Genomic DNA, 20,582 nt, shown 5'->3' with positions numbered 1-20,582 from the left:
CCAAACCAATGCAATTGATAATCGCTTTCATTCTCAGTGCATTTTTTTCACCGACTTGATATTCTCGGCGCAAACCCAACTTCATTCACCCTTCGGAGGTTAGCATGGGCCGTCGTTTTGCCCTCGCACTCACCCTGCTGAGCTGCTCAGCTCTTTCCCTGCCAGCAAGCGCGCAGGAACGTATCGTCAGCATAGGTCCTGCCACTACAGAGCTCATTCTGGCGCTGGGCGGTGAACAGAGCCTCGTCGCCACCGACATAAGCAGCGTTGAACCGAAAAATCTGCCCAGGGTTGGTTATCACCGTGCCCTCTCCGCCGAGGGGATCCTCAGTCTGGCGCCGACTCGCCTGATCGGCAGCGACGAGATGGGGCCGGCACCGGCGCTGGATCAACTGCGCCGTGCAGGCGTAGCAGTGAGTGTGCTGGAGACGGCACCGACCCTGGCCAACCTCAACCAGCGTATCGATACCCTGGCCAAGCTGCTCAATGACCCGGCCGCCGGGGCGACACTCAAGGCCGAGATCCAGACCCAGACCGATCAGCTGGCCGCGCAGGCTAAACAGAACAAGCCGCTCAAAGTCGCCTTCCTGCTGCTGCACAAGGGGCAACCCACCAGCATAGCCGGCGGCAACACCACCGCCAGCGCCCTGCTCACCCTGGCGGGCGGCATCAATCCGGTAGACCAATTAAGCGACTACAAACCCGTCTCTGCCGAAGCCCTGATCAAGCTGCAGCCGGACCTGGTGCTGGTGAGCGGCCGCGACTGGCAGCAATATCAGGATCCACAAACCGTGCTGGCACAGGTGCCCGCGCTCGCAGCGACGCCGGCAGGTAAGAATCGAGCCATCCACGCCATCGACGGCCACGCCCTGCAAGGGGGTCTCAGTCTCACCTCGCTGCAACAGGCGAACCAGATCGCCAAGTGGATCAAGCTGGGCTCATGATGCGCCTGCCACTGCCCTGGTTGCTTTGCCTCACCAGCGCCGCGCTGGCACTGCTGCTGGTCGGATCCCTGGCGACCGGCCCCATGGCGCTCTCCCTCGGCGAGAGTCTGCGCGCCCTGTTTGCCGGTCAGGAAAGCGGCATTGAAGCCCACAAGCTGCTGATCGTGCAGGAGATCCGCCTGCCCCGTACCCTGCTCTGCATCGCAGTGGGCGGCATTCTCGGCCTCTGTGGCGCCGTCATGCAGGGGCTGTTTCGCAATCCGCTGGCCGATCCCGGCATCATTGGCGTCTCCGGCGGGGCCGCCCTCGGTGCCGCGCTGGCCATAGTGCTGCTGGCCCCTCTCGGCCAGCAGTGGCAGAGTCTGCTCGGCATCGGCCTGCTGCCGTTGCTCGCCTTCCTCGGCGGGGCGCTCACCACCACGCTGGTATATTTGCTCGGCACCCGGGAAGGTGGCACCTCCGTCACCGTCATGTTGCTGGCCGGTGTGGCCATCACGGCGCTTTCCGGCGCCGTGATCGGCCTGCTCACCTATCTGGCCGACGATCAGATGCTGCGCAACCTGAGTCTGTGGCAGATGGGCACACTGGCGGCAGGCAAACCGGTGGACGTGGCACTGGCCCTTGCTACCCTGATCGCCCTGCTGCTGCTGTTCATGCGCGATGCCAATCCCCTCAACGCCCTGTTGCTGGGGGAAGGGGAAGCCCGTCATCTGGGAGTGAATGTGCAATCCCTCAAGCGGCGCCTCATCTTGCTCACCGCCGCTGGGGTCGGTGTCGCCGTCGCCGTGGCGGGCATGATCGGCTTCGTCGGTCTGGTGGTGCCCCATCTGGTGCGACTGCTGGCCGGGCCCAACCATGTCAGACTGTTGCCGCTTTCAGCTTTGCTCGGCGCCGCCCTGCTGCTGGGCGCCGACATGCTGGCTCGCACCCTGATGGCGCCGGCCGAGTTGCCGGTGGGCATCATTACTGCCCTGCTGGGCGCCCCCTTCTTTATCTGGCTGCTGGTCAAGGGCCGCCGGACGCTTTAACCGGAGGTCTCACCTTGTCAATATCATCCCCTCTGCTGCGCTGCCACCAGCTCAGCCTCACCCGTGGTGGCCGCCCCATCCTGGACAGACTCGACCTCACACTGCAAGGCGGCACGCTCACCGCTCTGCTGGGGCCAAACGGCGCAGGCAAGAGCTCACTGCTCAAATGCCTGACCGGCGAGCTGGAGTACGAAGGGGAAATCAATCTGTTTGACCGGGAGCGGCAAGCCTGGGCCAGCAGAGAGCTGGCCCACCGCGTCGGCGTGCTGCCGCAGAGCTCGTCTCTCAACTTTCCGTTTCTGTGCGAAGAGGTGGTCGCCATGGGGCGCCTGCCCCACACTGAGCCCGGCAGCCGACGGGACGAGATAGTGCGGGCCGCCATGACCCACGCCGGGGTCGAGCACCTGGCCAGACGTCTCTATCCCGGCCTCTCCGGGGGGGAGCGACAGCGGGTGCAATTTGCCAGAGTGCTGGCCCAGATCTGGCAGGCGCCGGATGATCCCCAGCAGGCGCGCCTGTTGTTGCTGGACGAACCCACCTCGGCGCTCGACCTCAAATATCAGCACCAACTGCTCACCATGGCTCGTGCCCTGGCCGCCCGCAACACGGCCGTGCTGGTGGTGCTGCACGACCTCAATCTGGCGGCGCGCTACGCCGATCGACTGGTGATGCTGGATCAGGGCAAACTGATGGCCGATGGCACCCCGGCCGAGGTACTGACCCCGGCCTTGATCGACCGCCTCTATGATTATCCCGCTCAGGTGATTCATCACCCTGAGACAGGCCTGCCCATGGTGGTGTGAGAGGGGTCGGGATCCTGGATAGCAAAAGAGCGCCATCAGGCGCTCTTTTGCTAGTGAGAGAAGTCCTGGCTCACGCTATCTGATAACGGCCCGGCTTGTGTCGTTGAACGTCAACACCCGATACGGATATCGGATGAACGTAATATCGGGTTCTCACGCTATCTGATAGCGGCCCGGCTTGTGTCGTTGAACGTCAACACCCGATACGGATATCGGATGAGTGCAATATCGGGTTCTCACGCTATCTGATAGCGGCCCGGCTTGTGATTGAGTGTCAACACCAGGTTACAGATGATGGCCGCCACTACCGAGAGGGCCAGGATCCAGGGCTGCACCACGAAGCAGGAGGCAACGACTATGGTGCAGTCCAGCCCCATTTGCAGCTTTCCGGCGCGGATGCCAAAGCGGTCCTGAATAAACAGCGCCAGTATGTTGAAGCCACCCAGGCTGGATTTGTGGCGGAACATGATGAGCAGCCCCATGCCAATCAGGGTGCCACCGATCAGGGCAGCATAGACGGGCTCAATCTTGCCGATCTGCAGCACGGCGTTGAGGTGATCCGTCATGAAGGAGACAGCCGCCACCGAGACGAAGGTATTGAGGGTGAAGCGGGGCCCCATCCTCAGCCAGGCCAGGGCGTAGAATGGCAGATTGATGCCGAAGAACAGCAGGCCGAAGCTCAGGCCCGTCACCTGTTGCAGCAAGAGCGCCAGCCCGGCGGTACCGCCGGTGAGCAGGCCAACCTGATGAAACAGGAAGATACCGAGAGAAACGAAACCGGCTGCCGTCAGCAGGGCGAGTACATCTTCATAAAGCGGGTGCACAGAAGCGTGCGGGTCCGCAGAGCCCGGGGTGTTGTCCATAACCTGTATCCAATAGCGAAGTGAAAAGAGTGTTTTTGCCGCCGTGGCGGACGCGAGCCCTGTCCGCAGGGCTTCGTTATGGGGTCCAGTCTATTTTTTGCGACCATGATCACAATAGCCTCGGGAAACGCCCCGTTTTGGTGCCTGTCATTCTCCATTGACAGGCCGTGCACCAAGATGCAGCATGCCGCGCCTGACGAGCTCTGCCATCGCCCGCCATGTCGCCGGAACGACGTGGCGCCGGCGTCCGCGCTCTGGACAAAGCCCACAGCCATTTTCCAGTCCCCGTTCAGGACCAGAGACCCCCAATGATCAGCACAGGACAACACTCATGAAGTATCTGGTGACAGGCGCCGCCGGCTTTATCGGCTTTCACGTGGCCAAACGGCTATGCGAGGCAGGCCATCAGGTGGTAGGGCTGGATAATCTGAATGACTACTACGAGGTAAGTCTGAAGCAGGCGCGACTGGCCCGGCTGCTCCCCTTCCCCCACTTCCACTTCGAACAGCGGGAGCTGGCAGATCGGGACGCCATGACAAACCTGTTCACCAGCAGCCAGTTCGAGCGGGTGATCCACCTGGGCGCCCAGGCGGGGGTACGTCACTCACTGGAAAATCCGTTCGCCTATGCCGACAGCAATCTCACCGGCATGCTGACTGTACTGGAAGGGTGCCGCCAGCACGGCATAAACCATCTGATCTACGCCTCCTCCAGCTCTGTCTATGGCCTGAGCGATCTGATGCCCTTCTGTGCCGAACAGCGGGTAGATCACCCCGTCTCTCTCTATGCCGCCACCAAGAAGAGTGGCGAACTGATGGCCCACTCCTACTCTGCGATCTATGGTCTGCCTACCACAGGCCTGCGCTTTTTCACCGTCTATGGCCCCTGGGGTCGCCCCGACATGGCCATCGCCAAGTTCACCCGCGCCATCCTGGCGGGCGAGCCCATCGATGTGTACAACCACGGGGATCTCAGCCGCGACTTTACCTACATAGATGACATAGTGGACGGCATACTCGCCATCGCCGAGCTGCCGCCCCGCGCCAATCCGCACTGGCATGCCAGTCAGGACAGCCAGGCCGAGAGCGCTGCGCCCTATCGCATCCTCAACATAGGCAACGGCCAGCCGGTGCGGCTGCTCGATTTTATCGAGGCGCTGGAACAGGCGCTGGACAAACCCGCCATCAAGCGGATGCTGCCCATGCAGGCAGGCGACATGCACGTCACCTGGGCCGACAGCGAGCCCCTTCACACCCTCACGGGCACCTGCCCCGCCACCCCGCTCAGGCAGGGAGTCGCCGAGTTCGTGCGCTGGTATCTCGACTATTACCGGCCGGGGTGAGCCACGGTGACATGAATGTACAATCCTGACTAAGTAGCGCGGCGTGAAACATGAGTCATCACAGGCTTCCCCCATCGCAAGCCGCTTTTGCTACCCCTTGTGATGGGACTGTCCCTTCCAATGCCCACCGGCATCCCACACGGGCCTGTATTTGCCATTGGTTCCATACCATTTTGATCTCTGGGCAGGTGGCGTCATAACAACAGGATCCACTGGATTAATGGCAGAACGGGCCATGTTCCCCTATATCTTCTGTACCCCAACAGGAGAGAATCCATGGCGAGTCTCAGCGAAAACAGGCTGTTTTTGCTGCTTTTTTTATCGCTGTTGCTGGCCGGTACTGTGCAGGCTGCAGCGCAAAGCAGGGATTTCAGACAAGCCCCCAAGGCGCTCACTGCCCTGAAAAAGGGTCAGGTGGCGCAGAGCCAGGGCAACTTGACCCAAGCCATTCACTTCTATTGTGCCGCCGCCACGACGGGCAACCCGGAAGGCTATTTTCGCATCGGTCGCCTGCTTGCCACCGGCCCGGGCTCGGTGCGCAACCCCAAGATGGCCAACGCCTACCTCGCCATGGCAATACGCCTTGGCAATCAGCAAGCCGCCCGCTACTACAATGCCCGCATCGGCAACGCCATCATGGGGGATCAGTGTGGCGCCGGCGTCGGCGGGGGAGCAGGCAGTTACTTTGCCGAGATCCCCAATACCCCTTTCAATCTGGATGCCTATCTGGCCCGCCAGTCACCAACCAAACAGAAACTGGCCGCCATGTTGCGCCACGCCGCCAAGCACCACAGCCTCGATGAGCGGCTGGTGCTGGCCATCGCCATTGCCGAATCCAACCTCAACAGCCGCGCCGTCTCCCCCAAGAATGCCCAGGGGCTGATGCAGCTCATACCGGAAACCCAACAGCGCTTCGGTGTGACTCGCCCCTTCGATCCGGCACAGAACATCAAGGGGGGCGTGACCTATCTCAAGTGGCTGGATCGCCGGTTTGATGGCAACTGGATACTGATGTCGGCAGCCTACAACGCAGGAGAGAGAGCGGTGGAACAGTACGGCGGCATCCCCCCCTATCAGGAGACCCAACAATATGTACGGCGAGTGCTCTACTTCGCCGGTCACAAGGGGAAGTAGTCCTCACCCGTTCATGCCCGATCTGGAAATAGACGTCGGTCCCCTTCTCAACCCACGACTGGCAATCAGGGCCAGGTACAACCCAATGTCTCGCTCGCGGCCAGCGATAATGTTGGCCAGCAAGGCTGGTCAGCGACGAACAGCCAAATATGGCGGCTTTGGCACAAAAAAAGTCCTCATCATGCCAGGCGTGCCTCCAGCGCACAGCCGGATGTGACCGCTGCGGCAAAGAGGGCTACAAGCCGGGCCCTGCCTTTGCCCCCCTTCCCCCATTGGTTTACAATCGGAGCGTTTTTTGGAACCGGGTTAACGGCGTGTCGACCTGGCCCCACCACGACATCAGTCTGTTAGTGCCAAGACATTAACCTGCTGAATAGGAAGAGAATTAGCCAATGGCTCAATTTATTTACACGATGAACCATTGAGGTAGAACGAAAGCTAGATAGAGCTACCAAGAGCTAAATAAAGCTGGATAATTCATAATCTTACGCTCACTTCTCATCAGCTAACCTCGGCTTTTTATAGCTCTTTCTGTGGCCCCATTTTGGCCCCAACTACATCGTTCCTGCATTTTTGGCCCCAAGATGGCCCCAAGCTGGAGCGTTATTTATGGGGATTATCATTGCCATTTCTGTGGTCACCCATAGTTCCAAATCGCGATGCGTGCCTCAGAGCCCCGGCACGGGGCCGGGGCGGATAACACCATCAGGGTCACGCTGCTGGCTGCGGCGGCCTGTCTTCGTTCCAGATAGCGGTCCGTGATGCCGTGGAGAGGCGCAGGGCCTGCTTGAGCTGACGCACGGTCACGACCACCACTCTGTTGTCGGCCAGCGTCCACTCGGTGGTATCGGCCAGGTCATCGGCGCCGGCGATCATGTCGGCCATGCGTCGCGTGCTGATTTCGTTGCCATCGAACGCCAGGCCATCTACCTCGACCACCAGGGCATCGACCCGGCCCTGCCGGTCAACCTTCCACGCCTCATAATCGGCCATGGCCTGCTCGGCGGCCAGGGCGGCGGCGGTCTTCATCTTGCTCCAGTCTATGCTCACGGCGTCACCTCCAGCTCTGGCTCTGGCAACTGCTCATCATCTGCTGGAGGGGCATCATAGGGCGGCAGCGGAACCTGGCCATCAACCACCGTCATCGGCACATCATAGGCGGCCGGGAAACGGGTTTCTTCAGGAGCGTTGGCACCATGCGGCAGGCAGAGGGTGATATTGACGACGCCGCCAATGCGAGATACCTCACCCAAAATCCACGGTGTTGAAATTGCCATGGCTGGCAAGCTTGCGCCCTCCTGCAATGGGGAAAAATCGAATGCAACACCATTCAAAGTAATTACATCACCACTAACTGATGCAGTCAGATTCTCATTCTTTCTTACTGGCGATAGATTTATTTTCATTGTGAACCCTTAATACCAATACCCTATGGCAACCGCATAAAGATCATAGCCAGACAGCCGGCTGCTCAAAGCGTACTGCTGAATTTTCGCGATAGTTGTACCAGAACTTATAGTCGAAGCAATGATACCAAAGGACGCCGAAATATATGTTTGCGATGGCGACACCTTTGGGGGCGCAATAAATGGGGCTGGATATGTCCACTGCGGGGTACTGGCGAGTCCGTAGAAGCCACCATAGCTTGATGAAAGCTGCTCCGTATTAGACGCCAGAAGATTACTTACACATATCATCAAACCATCTGCAAACTTGGTGTAAGTGCCATTCGCATTGCTACCACGTTCGATAATCGCACCGGTAGGTATCCCGCCAGACTGAGAAACAGAGCCAAGAATATTCCTCGAGTCAAACACCTTACGCCATGGAGACCATGTCGATGTGTTTTGGGAATAGTTTCGGAATAACAACGCACCATTGCCGCCATATGGCCACGCCACCTGGAGCAAGGTCCCTGTGCTGTAAATGCTTTTGGTCTCGACATAGCAATATTGAGTGCCCGCCGGTGGCGCGTTCTGCGCCTGCAGCGTATCGATCAGCCGGAAGTCACCGGCTTTCATCGCATTGCAATCCCCCGTGAACACACTGATCGCTCCGCCCGAGTTATTCAGCGAATCGGCCCGTGGCTTGTACGATGAGGACGCCAGGGCGCCCAGAGTCCCCAGCGCCGCGCTGGCAGAATCATCATCGAGCAGGGTACGGATAAACGCCGTAAGCGCTATCAGTTCCGCGCCGGCGGCCCCATTAAAGACTGGGATCTTGTCCTTGGCCGGGACCAGAGCCTGTATCGCCTTGAGTGAGGCCGAGGCGGGTTGCATCGCTGATAAGGCGGGCACCTGGATCTGTTGACCATCTGGCGCGGTCAGCGTCACCGTGCCAGTGCCGGTGAGCACTTGCTGCCAGCTGTCATACTGCCCTTGGGCGTAAGCCGTGAAGGCTGCCAGATCCCGACTGAACGCGGGAATCGTGTCAGACCGGGTGATGTCGATAGCATATGCCTGCCCCGTGGCTGTGACGCCAGCATAGGCCGTGACGAGATACATCACGGTGTCGCTTTCGACGTAATCCAGCTCGTATTGCCGCCCATCCGGGGCGTGAACGGTGTGCCCCTTCTTGGGCTTGATCACCGATGTGGCCCACTGGGTACCAAAGCCGGTGACCTTCTTACTGCCATTCGTCACACTGACCGAGCCAGCGCGATACCAGATACCTGCCATTTATGCGGCCCCTTAAAAAGAAAAACCGGCGCGAGGCCGGTTTATGTTGTGGCTTATTATGTTATTTAAATAACATTAATCGATGTCTTTATTTTAATTTCTATCATGACTGAGCATCTATCATTAACACCCCAACCGCGCCTGGCATGTTATATGATTCTGAATTGCCAGCCGACTTAACGAATTTAATTGCGACAGTAGCGCCAGCGGGGACGCTAACCGAGTGCGTTTCCATTGCCGTATAAGTGGAAATAGATGCACCACCCGCCGTAGCTACCACGTTCGCCTTTACGGTCTTAACAATACTGCTTCCAACATATATATCGCACTGAGTCCATGAGGTTCCTGAACACACCGTAATTGCGAAAACAACTAGACGAGAACGGCCAGAGGCCGAAATGTTAATGGGCTGGCCATTCTGCATGGCATAGACGCGGACAATATCTCCCTCAATCTGGTTTGCATTGAGCTTCCCTAGAATCTGACAGTTTTCTTTGATGGTCACATTATTCATGGTGCCGGAGTTAGCCAGCACATTGCCTTGGAAAGTGCCATTGGTGAAATAAACATCGCTTCCGTAGATGCGGCCGTTGGAGTCGATGCCGGCATTCCAGCGCTTGCCATAAGCACTGAACGCGCCACTGGCATTTTCACCCAGCCAGATATCACCTCCCCGAAACGAGCCCCCCTCAATCAGCGAGCCGATCAGGTGCTGGACGTCGATATACTTGGCGATCACGTTGCCGATCTCTGCCGTGTCCATCATGGCGTGGTTCATATAAACCGTGCCGTTTTTGATGATGAACGGGTTTCGCTTCGTCGTGATGCCGCCAGCCCGAGAGAGCACGGCGAACACATCGGCATCGATCACGAAACTGGTGAGGGTCGAGCCATCGGCTGCCAGTGTGACGGCCAGGCCAAAACCACCGCCGGCCCCGTTGATCTGCGCCTTGGTATACCAGCCTGCCTCTAGCTTGCCAGCCGTGGTGGCCTGCGCCTCCGCCACCGTTTGCACGGCGGTGGTGTTGCTATTCGCCTTGGCCTGCACCGTGTCCACCCGCTGACTCAGGGCGGCGTCAGCACTGGCCCGGGCGGTCGCTTCGCTCTGGATAGCCGCAGCGTTGTCATCCGCCTTGGCCTGCACCGTGTCCACCCGCTGACTCAGGGCGGCGTCAGCACTGGCCCGGGCGGTCGCTTCGCTCTGGATAGCGGCGCTATTAGCCTGGTCGCCTGCCGCATACTCGACGCGCATCACCTGCTGTTGCTGGGCCAGCGCCTCATCGGCGGTCGCCATCGCCGTCTTGGTCTCCAGTATCTGGGCCGAGAGACTGGCATCCGCCGCCTGGTACTCGACCTGGATCAGCTCCACGGTCTGGGCCGTGGCCTGCTGCTGGTCGGCCAGCACCTTCTGATCCCGGCGGATCTGGCCCGACGCCTGCCGCTGCCGGGTTGCCTCGGCGGCGGCCCCCAACGTCCCAAGGATATCTGCCTCGGCGGCGATATCCACGGTGGCGTTGATCCCCTCGAACTTGCTGGCCAGGGATGAACCGTCGCCGGTCACCACCTGCTGCAGCTCGGTAATGGAGGCCGAATGGCCAGCGGTCAGTGCCTCCAGGGAGGTGAGGCGCTGGGCCTGCGCACCGCTTTCGGTTGCCACCGCCTGAGACAGCTCGGTGATGGAGGCCGAGATCGTCGCGTCCGCCTGCTGCAGTTCGGCCTTGACCTGCTCGATGCGCTGAGCATTGGCTTCGGTTGCCGAGGTGTTGGCGCCGATCTGCTGCTCTGCGGCGGCCAGGCGCTGGCCCTGGGCGTCCACCTCACTCTTGGCGGCTTTCTGGGTCAGGGTGGCATTGGTGGCGTCCAGGTTCTGGCTGACTTGCGTCACCCGATTACCAAGCTCATCCATCTCCGACTTGGTGGCCGTCTGGCTCAGGGTGCCGTTGATACCGTCTATCTGCTGCTCGACCAGGGTCAGCCGCTCGAACTCTTCGCCGATCTCGGCACGGGTCACGCAGGTATTGACGATCCCCTCCACTGCATTGAGGTGCTGGCTTACCGCCGTGATCTCGGCCCCCAGTTCGGAGCGCACCGCGTTGACCGCGTCCATGGTGATTTCACCGGTGGTCGGGTCCACGCTGAACACCGCATCCCGGAAATCCTTGAAATCCAGGTTGTAGCGGTCGATGCGCTGGCGCAGCTGCTCTTGCACCAGGGAGACGTTGACGTAGTTCTCCCCGAGCTGGTTCTGGGCGTTTTCAAGCAGGGATTTCACGTCCTGCTCGCGCTGGTCCAGCGCGGTCAGCGCACTGCCCAACTCGGAGAGCGAATCGCTGATCCCCGGAATGTCGGCGATCGGCTTGCGCAGCTCCTCGCGCAGGTGCTCGGCGCCGATCTCCCCGTCCAGCACATCGAGGATGGAGGCAGGGTCAAAGGTAGTGCGCGCCCGGGTGGCGAGCAGGCCCGACTTGCCGTAGGCGTTGACGGCCCGCAGCCAGACAAAATACTCGGTATCCGGGCGCAGGCCCTGCAGGGTCATGTAGCTGGCGATCCCCGCAGGGATGGCTTTCTCCATCGCCTCGCCGAGGGGGTGATCGATATGGCTCCACCACCATTCGCACAGCACGCTGAAATCATGGCCGCCGGCGAACAGGGGGCGCAGGGCCAGCGCCCAGTTGCCCGCCTCCACCTCCACCCCAACCGGGGTCGCCGGCACGGTGATGGTGAAGTTGACAGCGGCCACCGGCGAATGAGCACCGGTCAGCGCCACGGCGCGCACCAGGGCGACATAGTTGCCGGCAGCCAGGCCGTTGATACGGCAAGACTGGCCAGGCACCTGAGCGGTCTGCACGGTGACCGGGGCGACGCCCTGGGCCAGGCGCTGCACGATCACCTGGTTGTAAGCCACGGTGCCGGTGTTGCGCCACGACAGTACCCCCTGCAGGATTTCCCCCATCTGCTCCAGCTCGTAGCGCAGCAGATCGGGCATGGCCGCACCGCCCGTGGGCAGGCCAGTGATCTCCGGGCGGGGCATGGGCTTGCCAATGGCGTCCGCCCAGAACAGCGGGGAGTCCTCCCGCAGGGTCAGATCCACCCCGCCGTTGAGGCTGAAAGACCAGTCCGTGACCCGAAACTCAACGCCGTTGATGTCCAGTGCCGGGACATAGAGCTTGATGGTCTGTCCGGGGCGGTAGCGCCAGCCAGACAGGTTGACGCTGCATGTGACGGTGCGAGCATTGCGGCGCTGGCGAAGGATGATATTGGCCAGGCGCTGGGCCTGGTGCTCGCTTGTGACACAGCGCAGATCGAGATCTTCGACCAGCGGCTGGCCGCCGTCCTCTTCGACCCACTCCGGCACGATCACGGCGGGGAAGTCGGTCTTCTTGAAGGAGACCGGATCGACGAAGGTGCCCGCCACCTGGTTGATCTTGTCGCTGCTGGGGAGTTCCGGCAGCAGCTCCATATCGCCGACAAGCTGGTGAGCTCGCAGCTCGTCGCTGGCGGGGCCGTAGTAAGCCCCGGCGATGATGCCGTGCTTGCCGCCCACATAGGTCGGCTGAGCGGCGCAGGCCATGTGCATGGCCTCCAGCACCTTGACGCGCGCCTCCCCCAGATCGAACTCGACATCGAGGCTGTAGCGCGGCTCGGTGCCGCCGCCGGGGATGGCCACCAGTTCGTCACAGATGTTCGCGGCTTGGATAAACTCATCGAGCCGCAGCTCATCGTCCGGCACGCTGAGCCAGGTGCGATAGTAATCCAGGATCACCAGGGCGGCGTTGCGGCTGTACTTCCACTGGCCATCGCGGGGATCCCACACCTCTTTGCCGAACTTCTCGATCTTGATGTTGGGCAGGCCAGCCGGGAACTTCTCGGCGTCGAACTTGAACGAGATCCGCAACCAGGTGATGCCCTGGCCGATCATGTCCTCCTGCCAGTCGGCGCAGTTCGCCAGCATGAAGGGATCGCAGGTCTGCCGATCGACGTGCAGCTCGTAACTGACCAGATCCCCGAAGGTGCCGACCAGGTCATCGCCCAGCCAGATATCCCCGATCCGGCTGAGCTTGTGGCCGGAGATCACCAGGGCGACGTGCAACCACTCCCCATCCTCCTGCTCGCCCTTCTGCTCGGCGGCAAAGCTCATCAGGCCGGAGGAAACCACCCGGCCATAGATACAGCTCTTGTCGCTGGCGGCGGCCCGCAAGATCTGGCTGCGCTCGCTGGCGCTGCGGTAATCCCCCAGGCTCGGCTTCTTGGCGGTGATCATCATGGTGGCGCTGGCCACCGCCGTACCGATGGCGATGGCGGTCGCGGTGGTGACCACCAGGGCCGAGCCCGCACCTGCGGCGACACCGGCAATGATAGGTATGGCAACAGCGGGCATTACTCGACTCTCCAGGCTGACAGGGGAACGACATCGGGGATGGGACGGGCTCCCTGTTCGGTCATGGCCCATACCTGCCCCGCCCACATCACGGCAGCGGTCTGGCCTTGTGGCCCCTCGAACACCAGGGCGTCGCCACGCTGAGCCATGGTCACCGGCACCCGCTCAAACAGCGCATCGAGGGCGGCGGCGATGCTGCCGTGGGTCTTGGCCAGCACCCGCTTGGCGCCTAGCTCCGTGCTGTAGCGGCCGCGATAGGCGGCGGCGGGGTCCTTGTCACAGGCGGCCAGACAGACATCCGCCACGAACAAACAGCAGTCGTTTTCACCCCAACAAAAAGGCCGCTCGGAGGCGGCCTGAATGCACTGGATGATGCGGAGTTGCCAGTCTGGATGGCGCATGGTCAGTCCTTATAAACGAAGCCGGGGGCGTCCTTCTTCGAGCCCCAGAAAATAGACTTGTCGGCCATCTCGTTCTGGTAGCGGAAGAAGCGATCATTGGGGTAAAGGCGGCGGTGACTCTCGTCGGTGCAACGCAGGTTCAGCCCCTTCTGCCAATCCTCGAAGATATTGGAGATGGTGAGCTGAATGGTGTTGGTCTTGCCGGCCTTGATGGGGGTCTGGGCGATCCGCCCATTGAACTGTAGGCTGGCATTTAGTGGCACCCCATCGGGGCCGATCACCACCAGGAACAGCCAGGCCATTCGATCCACGATGCGCTCGCGCATCACCTCGGCCAGCATGCTGTCGTCCAGGCCGCCCAGGGCCACCGTCAGCTTGGTCGGCGAGGTGGAAAGCTGCTCTTTCTGGGGGCCGACCGACCCCATGGAGCCCACGCCGTAGTAGGTTTCCCCGCCGATCACCAATGGTCCAAGGCCGGAGTGAACGCGGCTGACGCCGCTTACAAGATCCAGCTTGAGCGCATAGAGCGCCGAGACGTGGGGCTGGTTCAGCGCGGCGATCACATCGGGATCAAGGCCAACGATCATGGGTAGAAGCTCTCCACGAAGGACAGGGACACATCGGTAAACACACCGGGGGAACGCTGAAAGGTCACCGCCTTGTCGTCCCGCAACATGAACACCCCGCTAGGACGGCTCACCAAAAGAGGGGTGCCGGAGGGGTAGTCGCCACGCAGCATGGGGGCGACCCGGATCAATGCGCCACCGGTCAGGTCGGAGGTGACATCGGCCAGCACCCGCTTCAGCTCATCACCGATCTGGATCCAGTCGCCGACCTGTAAAACTTTGGTGCCCGGCGTCCAGCCGCGACTGGTAAACATCTTGCGCATCGCCAGCGCTTCCGTCACGACCGGGACGCCGCGCACCGGCTGGGGACTACCGACCAGCCGAGCCCCGAAGTCCCAGAGGCGCACCCTGCCAGCCTGCCCATCCAGGGAGAAGACCAACGCCTCCAGCCGCCGGGCCTTGTCCACGGGCAACCCCTTGAAGCTGACCTGCATCACGACTTTCGAACCAGGGGTTTCGACCGTCTGCACCGAGCCCGTCCAGGGGGACTCAAAGGATCGGGTCATGCTCTCCAGCCCCAAGCTCATCTCACCGGGGATCAAGTCCACCGGCCAATCAATCACCTCAGCCATACGTCCTTACCCTATCAGTTTGCGGATCTGGCCGTAGCTAGACACATCCTCAACCACCATCTGATAACCCTGCCTGGCGCCCGCTTCTGCGCCTTGCCGCGCGGCCTGCTCGCAGGCGAGGGCCAGGGCCGCATCGCCGGCACCAGACACCGCCAGATGTTGGATGATCGTCACCCCACCATCGCCCCCGCCCTGACCTGCCGCCCGCTCCAGAATGGCGGCGCTGTCGCGGCGACTGGTCACGTTGGCCGGGCCGCGCACCAGGGTGCCGTTGACGAACTCATCGCCGAGCTCAGACACGATGCCGAACTGGTTGGCCGGGATGTACCCGCCCTTGTCGAACATGCCGGCGATGGCCTGCCCCGCCACCATCCCCGCCGAGGCATATCCCATCGCCTTGACGCTGGCGGCGAGGCCGAGGCTGTACGGCGGGGGGAATGCCGCCAGTGCCTTGGCCGAGGCCTCTTCGGTCGACACGATGATCGACGGAATGGCGGCGGCCTTCTGCATGGCAAACAGCGCCTTGTAGACGCCAGTGTGCTCCATGCCTGCCTGCTGCATCGCCGAGGTGGTGATGCTCATCTGCTGCTGGGTGAAACTCAGCAGTTCGGCCGCAACCGTGGCCTGGTACTCGCGCTGCTTGTTGACCCGGTCGTTCTCGATCTGCAACAGGCGGGCCTGGTGATCCTGCTCCAGCTGCTCACGGGCACCGTATTGCTCCATTTGCAGCTGCATCTGCAGTTCGTGATTGCCGGCAGCCGCATCATAGGCGCTGGCATACTGCTGCTGCAGGCGGGCCTGGGCATCCTGCCAACGGCTTGACTCTTCGATAATCGAGGCGCCATAGGCCTCCTGGGCCTGCGCCGCGCGGGCGTCATACCACTGCTGATCAACTCCCGCCAGGGCGGCATTGCTGTTTTCCAGCAGCGCCTGGCGCTTGGCCAGCTCGCGGGAGATCTGGGCGGTTTCCTCCCGGAAAGAATCGACCGCGGCATAGTTGGGAGCCTTGGCTTTCTTCGGTGCCTTGGGGGCATCCGGGATCGCCACCACCCCGACCGGGCGGCCAGCGCCAGGCGCAGGCAAAGGCGCCTCGCCATCACCGGCAGTCGTCACCGAGTGCAATATTTTTTGGGTCAGTAAGTCAAGATTTTCATAGATGGGATTGAAGTTCGCTAATGACCCAGCATTGAGAAATGCTTCCATGTCAGACTTAGCTAACTGCATCGACGTGCCCAGTTTGTCCAGCGTTGGCAGCATAGAATCTGGACTCCCCATAGTCTCATACTCACGCACAGAAGCGTCGTACTCCATTTTTGCGTTACTGTAAGCTATCGCTGCCTTCATGTACTGGTTTCGGGTTGCATCATCTACCCCAATCCCTGTCAGCATTGACGCCTTGGATAACATCAGCTCAGTCGTATGCATCAGTTGCTCAAGAGCAATAGTCGCGCTTTTCACTCCATCTATCACATAGAGCGCAATACTTTTGCCAAGCTCGGCAAACCCACCCTTGGCCTCGGCACTGTCGGTGATCCACGTCCTGATCAGACGGGAACCCTCGGCCACGGCCGGAGCCATACTGGCCTTGACCTGCTGCCAGAGCGCCCCCATTACCGACACCAGTCGATCCAGTTCGAGACGGGCATCGCGCACGGCGGCGAACTGGCCACCAGTCAGCGCCATCCCCATCGCCTCGATGCTGTCAGCAAAAGTCAGCAGCTCCCCGTTGCGGGTGTAGAGGGTATCGAACAGCTCGGCGGCGGCATCGTTCAGCTCATCGAGCCAGAATCGCGCATCGCTGGCGCTCATCTTCTGCAGCTCGGCGGTGAAGCGGCGCAGTTGCTCGTCCGGCGAGAGGGCCGCCCAAGACTGCGCCGACTGGCCGATCTGCTTGAAGAAGTCCGCCATGGGGCCGCCACCGGTCTTTGCGGCGTCGGCGATCTTGACGTTAAGATCTTTGATCACATCCGCCAGCCGCTCACTACTGGAGCCCGCCCACTCTGCGGCTTGGGCGTAGGCATGCCACTGCTGCGCGGCAATGCCCACGTTGCGGCCGAGCTGGGCAGTCTGGTCCAGCGAACTGTACGCGGCCTTGATGCCCGCGAGGGCAGCCCCCGAGCCGAGGGCAATCAGCGCACTGCGCAGGCTGAATATCTGCGCGATCGTGGCCTGAACGCCACCGGCCACCGCCTTGGCACCGGTGACGATGCTGCCGCCAAAGCTGGTGAAGTCGTCTCGGGAACGTTTCAGCTCGCTGCGAAACTGTGCAGCATTGAGCCCCAGGGTGGTGACCAGGGAACGAAGTACGGCCATGGGGGCTCCTTACCCAAGCAGCGCCTTGACGGCAAGCCGGGACTCTTCTGGTGTGATGGTGTCGGGGTCTTTCGGGGTGGGGTGCAGACGTTCGTGCTCAAGCCAATACCACGCCAGCCAGGTATTCAATTCGGAGACCGGCAAGGCCATGATCTCCGTGATGCTCTTGTGTAGATCCAGCGCCAGGCGGATCACCAGCTTCATGGTGTCGCTGGCGCTTATTCGTTTTTTTCCTGCTCCAGTGCCTTCTCGCCCATGTGGTTGAGGCGCTTGGCCACCGGCAGCAGCCGGTCAACCAGGGATATGGGCATGGCGTCCATCAGCTGCGGCACATCGTCTTGGGTCGCCAACGGATCTCCGTCCTCGTTGACCATACAGGCCACGAGCAGGGAGACCATCCACTGGAACGGGTTGTCGATCAGGGGGTGGCCGCTGAGTGGGTCAAAGTTGCGCTGCTGGTAATCCTGCAGGCCGGCGACGGACATCTCACGCACGATGATCTCCATGCCATCCCCAAACTCGGGAGCCGGGACGCGCTCATGGCGATAGGCCAACTTGTTGAGCAGGGCCAGCGCCGTGACGGTGGTACCCTTGGGTTTCTTCGCTGTCATGTTCGATTACGCCCCCACCTTCTTGCCCCAGGTCACTTGGCCGTTTTGCTTGCACGGCACCACCCAATCGATAGTCTTGTCACCCCCAGTCTCATCGCGCATATAACCCAGCAGCACCACCTCATACTCGGCGGTCACCTTGTCAGGCCACTCGTGCTGGATGATGACGATCTTTCGCGCCCGTGCGGCAGCAAAGAACGCTTGCTGACCTACGTCGGCGTCATAGGCTTTACCCTTGAACTCCTTGTCCGGGCCATCGAACAGGCCGGCGATATAGCGTTTGGAAGTGTCCTCCAGGGTGGTTTGCTCCAGAGTCGGGGTCTTCTCGCCGACCTGACCGATGGAGATAGTGCCAGGCACCTGCTGGAATTCCGTGGCGGCGCCCTTCTCCTTGAAGTAGGTCAGGGTGCCGGCGCCTAGAACGGCGTCTTGCGGGGATGCTGGAGGGGTCATGCTCTGTTTCTCCTGTTGGTGGTTTGGATCTCAACGATGGCGTGCAGCTCGCTGCCGCCCTCGCTCTTAGCGTCCCGCGCATCGAGCACGGTCACCCGTTGAAACTGATCGGTGGTGGTGCCGTCCAGGGCGGCAAGCCGGTTGGCCAGCTCATCCAGCTGGGTGCGGCGGGTGGAATACAGGTCGATCTGCCAGTTGTGACTCTGCAGGGTGATCCCACCCTCCAGGGTGCGGGCAGCTTGCACCGGTGAGGTGAGGAAGTAGCCCGCCGCCGGCAGCGCGGCCTCTTGAGGCACGGTGTCGGGGTATGGCTCAATGCCCAGAGCGCCGCTGATGAGCTGGTGAAACGCTTCTCTGAAAATCATCGCAATGCCTTGTCGATGGCCGCTGACAGCGTGGTGCGCTGGATCTCGAGCGCATCCTCGATATGGCGGTCAAATGCCGGACGGATAAAGGGGCGCGCTTCGATGCCGGGGTGAATAAGCATCTCTTGCCCTGGGCGGTCGCGGCGCAGGTGAGCGCGCTTCTGCGCCTTGGCCGAATCGCTGTGCTTCTTGAGGCTGGCCCCCGAGGCGAGGCTGTGCTCGCGAGTACCGTGTTCCAGCCAATAGGCATACACCGGGGCGTCAATGGCTTTGCCTGCCGCCACCTGCACCTTGTAGTTCTTGAACACCCCGACCGAGGCCACCACATCGGCCCAGGTGGGATTGCGCGGAATGCTGACCCGCAGTTTGATGCTCTCGCCAAGCTGGCCGGTGTCGTGGTCCCAGTTCTGTTCGTACAGCGACCGGGTATCGGCCAGCACCGGTTGCGCCGAGGTGCGGGCCACTTCCCGCAGCACCTTCTTCTGCACGGCCAAATCCAGGTTGGCGAGTTGGCTTTCCAGCTCATCGAAGCCGGACACATCGAACGAAGTGGTCATGGGTCGACCCTCTCGGCGGTGATGGTCAGCCAGGCGCGGCGCTGGTCTGGCTGAGCCAGCTTGATGTCCAGAACTTCACCCGATACCGCCAGCCGGATGCGCTGCGTGGTGGTCACGCCGGGACGGTGGCGAATGCGGATGCTGTACTGCCCCTCACTCACCTCTCGACCGGCACGGAGCTGCTCGCGCCCGCCAATCATCTGCACATCCGCCCAGATGGGGCTGGATTCATCCCAGCCATTGAGAGGCTGGCCAACGGCATCACGACCAGACTGGCGAGTAAGCAGGGTGATACGGTCTCGCAAGCGGCCTGCAGGCATGTTTCCTCCGGCAATAAAAAACCCGCCATGATGGCGGGTTTATGTTGCTGATTAAGTTACCAGTCTGAACGACTGGCGGTGAAGCTACTCTTCATTTCATCACCAAACTCAAGAAGCTTAGGTTTCACAGCATCCAGATCCCCTCGAGTTTGAATCGGTAGTTCCATGGCGGGATACGACCCAAATTCACTGACAGTTGCAGGCATGTCGAGAAGAAGGTTTTTAAAGTCTGTTTTAAACTTGCCGTCTTTAGTCTCAACCTTCATCGTGAACTTAACTCTCCAGGATGCCTTACCAATACATTCGAAGCCGGCACATGGATAATTGATCATGCCATTGCCAATCAAGACTCCATCAGCAGCATTTTGATACTCGATGACCGACTTGGCTGATTTAAAGTTTTCAGCGATCCACTTCAGAGAGCCCTCATAAATCTGTCCCTTTGACATGTTAGGAACATCATAGATTTGAGAGAACTCTCTATCTGATGGGTTAATAGGCATATCCGCAGGGGAGGTAACACATCCACTTAAGCCAACAGCCACTGCCACCGAAAGACACTTTTTCATCCTATCCTCCTCTAGAACAAAGGTAAGTAGGATATCGTTTGAAACCAATCGCATTCAATGTAAATGCACCATGGAACAGTGATCAATCCCTCACAACTCAGGATACAGAATTCGGTACGGGCCCAGCAAATGGGCATAGGCCAGCGGAACCTCGCTGACGATGGTGCCGGTGATGATGGTTTCCCGGTTCTCATACAGCTGGCCAGCGTGCATCAGGATGGCCGCGACAACCGCTTGGTTATCTAGGGTCAGGCCGTAGCTGTCGGTGTCGGGCACCGTATCACCGGAGGCATAGAGCTGGCGGCCCATGTAGTTGGCGGCGGCTTGTTCTGCCGCCCCCAGGTACACCCCCAACAGCACATCTTCGGCGCTGTCGTCGGCGTCCAGGCGAAGCTGCTTTTTCAGCAGCACCACATCAAGCAGCGGCACGGCTGCCTCCCTTACCCTTGCTTGTCGGTTTCTTGCTGGGCTCGGCATCGCCATCGGTGGCGTATCTGGCGATCCCGGCTTGTACCAGCTCGTCCGCCTCCGCCTGGTTGGCAACGGTCAGGGGATCCCCGGCGTTGCCGCTCCGTTCGCCAAACAGCGAGGTCGTAAGAATCACGTGCATAACGCACTCCTATAC

General features: G+C 60.8%; 23 protein-coding genes. 5 read left to right on the top strand and 18 right to left on the bottom strand.

From position 1 onward, the window contains the following. Nucleotides 1-104 precede the first annotated feature (104 nt). Genes OKC28_RS11900 through OKC28_RS11890 form a run of 3 tightly spaced genes read left to right on the top strand, consistent with a single transcriptional unit; the run spans nucleotide 105 to nucleotide 2,775 of the window. Nucleotides 105-944, top strand: coding sequence for a heme/hemin ABC transporter substrate-binding protein (locus OKC28_RS11900; protein WP_265433090.1), 840 nt, complete (start codon nucleotides 105-107; stop codon nucleotides 942-944). After that, nucleotides 941-1,972, top strand: a complete 1,032-nt coding sequence (locus OKC28_RS11895) for a FecCD family ABC transporter permease (RefSeq protein WP_169046694.1) — start codon at nucleotides 941-943, stop codon at nucleotides 1,970-1,972. Before OKC28_RS11900 ends, OKC28_RS11895 begins: the two co-directional genes overlap by 4 nt. 14 nt (nucleotides 1,973-1,986) lie before the next feature. Further along, complete coding sequence (locus tag OKC28_RS11890) at nucleotides 1,987-2,775, top strand: heme ABC transporter ATP-binding protein (protein ID WP_265430419.1); 789 nt, start codon at nucleotides 1,987-1,989, stop codon at nucleotides 2,773-2,775. A gap of 236 nt (nucleotides 2,776-3,011) precedes the next feature. On the opposite strand, the gene OKC28_RS11885 is transcribed toward OKC28_RS11890, so the two are convergent. After that, nucleotides 3,012-3,638: a YitT family protein gene (locus OKC28_RS11885; RefSeq protein WP_021138347.1), complete on the bottom strand. Its 627-nt coding sequence runs from the start codon at nucleotides 3,636-3,638 to the stop codon at nucleotides 3,012-3,014. 331 nt (nucleotides 3,639-3,969) lie between these two features. On the opposite strand from OKC28_RS11885, the gene OKC28_RS11880 reads away from it, so the two are divergent. Next, nucleotides 3,970-4,980 (top strand): NAD-dependent epimerase, encoded by a 1,011-nt coding sequence (locus OKC28_RS11880; protein ID WP_021138348.1) that lies wholly within the window; start codon nucleotides 3,970-3,972, stop codon nucleotides 4,978-4,980. 276 nt (nucleotides 4,981-5,256) lie between these two features. Then, nucleotides 5,257-6,114, top strand: coding sequence for a lytic transglycosylase domain-containing protein (locus OKC28_RS11875; RefSeq protein WP_270689341.1), 858 nt, complete (start codon nucleotides 5,257-5,259; stop codon nucleotides 6,112-6,114). A gap of 711 nt (nucleotides 6,115-6,825) precedes the next feature. Here OKC28_RS11875 and OKC28_RS11870 read toward each other — a convergent pair. From OKC28_RS11870 to OKC28_RS11790, 17 genes are all read right to left on the bottom strand, one after another. Continuing rightward, nucleotides 6,826-7,164 (bottom strand): DUF4376 domain-containing protein, encoded by a 339-nt coding sequence (locus OKC28_RS11870; RefSeq protein WP_270689339.1) that lies wholly within the window; start codon nucleotides 7,162-7,164, stop codon nucleotides 6,826-6,828. Further along, nucleotides 7,161-7,520, bottom strand: a complete 360-nt coding sequence (locus tag OKC28_RS11865; RefSeq protein ID WP_270689337.1) for a hypothetical protein — start codon at nucleotides 7,518-7,520, stop codon at nucleotides 7,161-7,163. The genes OKC28_RS11870 and OKC28_RS11865 overlap by 4 nt, the downstream gene beginning before the upstream one ends. A gap of 9 nt (nucleotides 7,521-7,529) precedes the next feature. Continuing rightward, nucleotides 7,530-8,792 (bottom strand): pyocin knob domain-containing protein, encoded by a 1,263-nt coding sequence (locus OKC28_RS11860; protein ID WP_270689335.1) that lies wholly within the window; start codon nucleotides 8,790-8,792, stop codon nucleotides 7,530-7,532. 103 nt (nucleotides 8,793-8,895) lie between these two features. Continuing rightward, nucleotides 8,896-13,170 carry a phage tail tip protein J-related protein gene (locus tag OKC28_RS11855; protein WP_270689333.1) on the bottom strand — a complete coding sequence of 1,425 codons (4,275 nt, stop codon included), beginning with the start codon at nucleotides 13,168-13,170 and terminating at the stop codon, nucleotides 8,896-8,898. Beyond that, complete coding sequence (locus tag OKC28_RS11850; protein ID WP_180911654.1) at nucleotides 13,170-13,571, bottom strand: DUF6950 family protein; 402 nt, start codon at nucleotides 13,569-13,571, stop codon at nucleotides 13,170-13,172. The genes OKC28_RS11855 and OKC28_RS11850 overlap by 1 nt, the downstream gene beginning before the upstream one ends. A 2-nt stretch (nucleotides 13,572-13,573) precedes the next feature. Then, on the bottom strand, nucleotides 13,574-14,158 hold the full coding sequence (locus OKC28_RS11845) for a hypothetical protein (protein WP_270689331.1): 585 nt from the start codon (nucleotides 14,156-14,158) through the stop codon (nucleotides 13,574-13,576). Then, nucleotides 14,155-14,769, bottom strand: a complete 615-nt coding sequence (locus OKC28_RS11840; RefSeq protein WP_270689329.1) for a hypothetical protein — start codon at nucleotides 14,767-14,769, stop codon at nucleotides 14,155-14,157. The genes OKC28_RS11845 and OKC28_RS11840 overlap by 4 nt, the downstream gene beginning before the upstream one ends. Nucleotides 14,770-14,775: 6 nt before the next feature. Further along, a complete protein-coding gene (locus OKC28_RS11835; RefSeq protein WP_270689327.1) occupies nucleotides 14,776-17,082 on the bottom strand; it encodes a hypothetical protein in 2,307 nt (768 codons plus the stop codon). Nucleotides 17,083-17,091: 9 nt separating this feature from the next. Continuing rightward, nucleotides 17,092-17,286: a hypothetical protein gene (locus tag OKC28_RS11830; protein ID WP_270689325.1), complete on the bottom strand. Its 195-nt coding sequence runs from the start codon at nucleotides 17,284-17,286 to the stop codon at nucleotides 17,092-17,094. A 14-nt stretch (nucleotides 17,287-17,300) separates the two neighbouring features. After that, on the bottom strand, nucleotides 17,301-17,693 hold the full coding sequence (locus tag OKC28_RS11825) for a hypothetical protein (protein WP_064336368.1): 393 nt from the start codon (nucleotides 17,691-17,693) through the stop codon (nucleotides 17,301-17,303). A 6-nt stretch (nucleotides 17,694-17,699) separates the two neighbouring features. Beyond that, nucleotides 17,700-18,146 carry a hypothetical protein gene (locus OKC28_RS11820; protein ID WP_270689322.1) on the bottom strand — a complete coding sequence of 149 codons (447 nt, stop codon included), beginning with the start codon at nucleotides 18,144-18,146 and terminating at the stop codon, nucleotides 17,700-17,702. Continuing rightward, on the bottom strand, nucleotides 18,143-18,511 hold the full coding sequence (gp17, locus tag OKC28_RS11815; protein WP_270689320.1) for a tail completion protein gp17: 369 nt from the start codon (nucleotides 18,509-18,511) through the stop codon (nucleotides 18,143-18,145). Before gp17 ends, OKC28_RS11820 begins: the two co-directional genes overlap by 4 nt. After that, nucleotides 18,508-19,068, bottom strand: a complete 561-nt coding sequence (locus tag OKC28_RS11810) for an HK97-gp10 family putative phage morphogenesis protein (RefSeq protein WP_128341903.1) — start codon at nucleotides 19,066-19,068, stop codon at nucleotides 18,508-18,510. Before OKC28_RS11810 ends, gp17 begins: the two co-directional genes overlap by 4 nt. After that, entirely contained in the window at nucleotides 19,065-19,388 is a 324-nt protein-coding gene (locus OKC28_RS11805; RefSeq protein ID WP_128341905.1) for a phage head closure protein, read from the bottom strand. Before OKC28_RS11805 ends, OKC28_RS11810 begins: the two co-directional genes overlap by 4 nt. A 56-nt stretch (nucleotides 19,389-19,444) precedes the next feature. Next, on the bottom strand, nucleotides 19,445-19,957 hold the full coding sequence (locus OKC28_RS11800; RefSeq protein ID WP_164884650.1) for a DUF4468 domain-containing protein: 513 nt from the start codon (nucleotides 19,955-19,957) through the stop codon (nucleotides 19,445-19,447). A gap of 90 nt (nucleotides 19,958-20,047) precedes the next feature. Then, a complete protein-coding gene (locus tag OKC28_RS11795; RefSeq protein WP_270689317.1) occupies nucleotides 20,048-20,386 on the bottom strand; it encodes a head-tail connector protein in 339 nt (112 codons plus the stop codon). Further along, nucleotides 20,373-20,567 (bottom strand): hypothetical protein, encoded by a 195-nt coding sequence (locus tag OKC28_RS11790; protein WP_270689315.1) that lies wholly within the window; start codon nucleotides 20,565-20,567, stop codon nucleotides 20,373-20,375. Before OKC28_RS11790 ends, OKC28_RS11795 begins: the two co-directional genes overlap by 14 nt. Nucleotides 20,568-20,582 lie beyond the last annotated feature (15 nt).

This window comes from Aeromonas sp. D3 (assembly GCF_027705025.1).
Lineage (GTDB): Bacteria > Pseudomonadota > Gammaproteobacteria > Enterobacterales > Aeromonadaceae > Aeromonas > Aeromonas salmonicida.
This window is presented reverse-complemented; position numbering and strand designations above follow the sequence as displayed.

What these genes read in the sequence shown, in the direction of transcription:
- OKC28_RS11885 (WP_021138347.1), bottom strand. Translation starts at nt 3,638, where the DNA reads ATGGACAACACCCCGGGCTCTGCGGACCCGCACGCTTCTGTGCACCCG.
- OKC28_RS11880 (WP_021138348.1), top strand. Translation starts at nt 3,970, where the DNA reads ATGAAGTATCTGGTGACAGGCGCCGCCGGCTTTATCGGCTTTCACGTG.
- OKC28_RS11875 (WP_270689341.1), top strand. Translation starts at nt 5,257, where the DNA reads ATGGCGAGTCTCAGCGAAAACAGGCTGTTTTTGCTGCTTTTTTTATCG.
- OKC28_RS11850 (WP_180911654.1), bottom strand. Translation starts at nt 13,571, where the DNA reads ATGCGCCATCCAGACTGGCAACTCCGCATCATCCAGTGCATTCAGGCC.
- OKC28_RS11900 (WP_265433090.1), top strand. Translation starts at nt 105, where the DNA reads ATGGGCCGTCGTTTTGCCCTCGCACTCACCCTGCTGAGCTGCTCAGCT.
- OKC28_RS11860 (WP_270689335.1), bottom strand. Translation starts at nt 8,792, where the DNA reads ATGGCAGGTATCTGGTATCGCGCTGGCTCGGTCAGTGTGACGAATGGC.
- OKC28_RS11810 (WP_128341903.1), bottom strand. Translation starts at nt 19,068, where the DNA reads ATGACCACTTCGTTCGATGTGTCCGGCTTCGATGAGCTGGAAAGCCAA.
- OKC28_RS11855 (WP_270689333.1), bottom strand. Translation starts at nt 13,170, where the DNA reads ATGCCCGCTGTTGCCATACCTATCATTGCCGGTGTCGCCGCAGGTGCG.
- OKC28_RS11895 (WP_169046694.1), top strand. Translation starts at nt 941, where the DNA reads ATGATGCGCCTGCCACTGCCCTGGTTGCTTTGCCTCACCAGCGCCGCG.
- OKC28_RS11800 (WP_164884650.1), bottom strand. Translation starts at nt 19,957, where the DNA reads ATGAAAAAGTGTCTTTCGGTGGCAGTGGCTGTTGGCTTAAGTGGATGT.
- gp17 (WP_270689320.1), bottom strand. Translation starts at nt 18,511, where the DNA reads ATGATTTTCAGAGAAGCGTTTCACCAGCTCATCAGCGGCGCTCTGGGC.
- OKC28_RS11820 (WP_270689322.1), bottom strand. Translation starts at nt 18,146, where the DNA reads ATGACCCCTCCAGCATCCCCGCAAGACGCCGTTCTAGGCGCCGGCACC.
- OKC28_RS11830 (WP_270689325.1), bottom strand. Translation starts at nt 17,286, where the DNA reads ATGAAGCTGGTGATCCGCCTGGCGCTGGATCTACACAAGAGCATCACG.
- OKC28_RS11865 (WP_270689337.1), bottom strand. Translation starts at nt 7,520, where the DNA reads ATGAAAATAAATCTATCGCCAGTAAGAAAGAATGAGAATCTGACTGCA.
- OKC28_RS11840 (WP_270689329.1), bottom strand. Translation starts at nt 14,769, where the DNA reads ATGGCTGAGGTGATTGATTGGCCGGTGGACTTGATCCCCGGTGAGATG.
- OKC28_RS11845 (WP_270689331.1), bottom strand. Translation starts at nt 14,158, where the DNA reads ATGATCGTTGGCCTTGATCCCGATGTGATCGCCGCGCTGAACCAGCCC.
- OKC28_RS11790 (WP_270689315.1), bottom strand. Translation starts at nt 20,567, where the DNA reads ATGCACGTGATTCTTACGACCTCGCTGTTTGGCGAACGGAGCGGCAAC.
- OKC28_RS11835 (WP_270689327.1), bottom strand. Translation starts at nt 17,082, where the DNA reads ATGGCCGTACTTCGTTCCCTGGTCACCACCCTGGGGCTCAATGCTGCA.
- OKC28_RS11825 (WP_064336368.1), bottom strand. Translation starts at nt 17,693, where the DNA reads ATGACAGCGAAGAAACCCAAGGGTACCACCGTCACGGCGCTGGCCCTG.
- OKC28_RS11805 (WP_128341905.1), bottom strand. Translation starts at nt 19,388, where the DNA reads ATGCCTGCAGGCCGCTTGCGAGACCGTATCACCCTGCTTACTCGCCAG.